At 72.9% G+C, this 1,573-nt stretch carries 2 protein-coding genes; both read left to right on the forward strand.

The features are described 5' to 3' along the window. Positions 1–1,277: HlyD family type I secretion periplasmic adaptor subunit (locus HMPREF0731_RS19285; protein WP_007005889.1), on the forward strand; the 1,277-nt coding region annotated here is incomplete at its 5' end. Between the two features lie 31 nt (positions 1,278–1,308). After that, positions 1,309–1,573: hypothetical protein (locus HMPREF0731_RS19290; RefSeq protein ID WP_007005890.1), on the forward strand; the 265-nt coding region annotated here is incomplete at its 3' end.

Below are 1,573 nucleotides of genomic sequence, written 5' to 3' on the forward strand. Positions count from 1 at the left end.
CGCGCACCCGGGGCACGCTGGCCTTCGGCCTGGCGGCGACGCTGCTCTTCGTCGGCGGCTTCGGCGCCTGGTCGGCCTTCGCGCCGCTGGCCGAGGCGGCGATCGCCCCGGGCCAGATCCGTTCCGAGGGCAACCGCCGCACCATCCAGCACCTGGAGGGCGGCATCGTGCGCGAGATCCTGGCGCGCGACGGCGACCGGGTGCGCGCCGGCCAGGTGCTGATGCGGCTCGACGACGTGCAGTCGGTGACCGGGCTGGAGACGCTGCGCGCCCAGCACTGGGCCTTCCTGGCGCAGGAGGCGCGGCTGGATGCCGAGGCACGCGGCGCCGGCGAGATCGCCTTCCCCGCCCCGCTGCGCGACAGCCCCGACCCGCGCGCGCTGGAGATCATGACCAGCCAGCGCACGCTTTTCGCGGCGCGGCAGACCTCGCTGCAGAGCCAGTTGCAGGTGCTGGAGGCGCGCATCGCCCAGCACGAGGCGACCGCCTCCTCCGCCCAGGGGCAGATCGCCAGCCAGCGCCGCCAGCTCGAGCTGATCCGGCGCGAGGAGGCGAGCGTGGTCGAACTGGTGCGCCAGGGGCTGGAGCGTATGCCGCGCCTGCTGGCGCTGCAGCGCAACGTCGCCTCGCTGGAAGGCAACATGGTCGACCTGAACGGCCAGGTGGAGCGCGCCCAGGCCTCGGCCGAGGAGGCGCGCAACCAGATGCGGCAGGTGCGCGACCAGCGCCTGGCCGAGATCACCGGCGAGGCGCGGGAGAACCGCACGCGGCTGCACGAGGCGGCCGAGAAGCTGCGCGCCGCGCAGGACGTGGCGACGCGGCGCGAGATCGTGGCGCCGGAGGACGGCACCATCCTGGGCAGCCGCTTCTTCAACCTCGGCGCCGTGATCCGCCCCGGCGAGCCGGTGATGGAGCTGGTGCCCGCCGAGGACCGGCTGGTGGCCGATGTGCAGCTCTCGCCCAACGACATCGACGTGGTCTATCCCGGGCTGCAGGCCGAGGTGCGGCTGCCCGCCTTCAAGCAGCGGCTGGTGCCCTTCCTGCACGGCCACGTCACCTATGTCGCCAGCGACGTCACCACCGATGAGCGCACGCGCGCCAGCCATTACCGGGTGCAGATCGTCATCGACCAGGAGCAGCTGGCGCGGCTGGAGAATGTCGTGCTGCGCGCCGGCATGCCGGTGGAGGCGCAGATCCAGACCGGCAGCCGCAGCTTCTTCCGCTACATGATGCAGCCGGTGCTGGACAGCTTCCACCGCGCCTTCCGCGAGCAGTGACGCGCACCGCCCCAGAGGAGAACCCGACCCGATGACCGACAAGACCACGCTGTTCGCCGATGGCATCCTGGAGGCCAGCGTGCATTACGGCGTCACCCGCATCACCCTGGCCCAGTCGGGGGCCGAGGGGAAGCCGGTGCCCTGCGGCCAGCTGATGATCCCGGTGGTGCAGCTGCCGGCCTTCGCCAACAGCCTGCTGGCGCTGCTGAAGCAGATCGACAGCAAGGTGAAGCAGGCGCAGCAGGGCCAGGCCGCCGCCGCGCCGCCCGCCGCCGCCCCGGCCGAGGCCGGCGAGG

The organism is Pseudoroseomonas cervicalis ATCC 49957 (assembly GCF_000164635.1).
Lineage (GTDB): Bacteria > Pseudomonadota > Alphaproteobacteria > Acetobacterales > Acetobacteraceae > Pseudoroseomonas > Pseudoroseomonas cervicalis.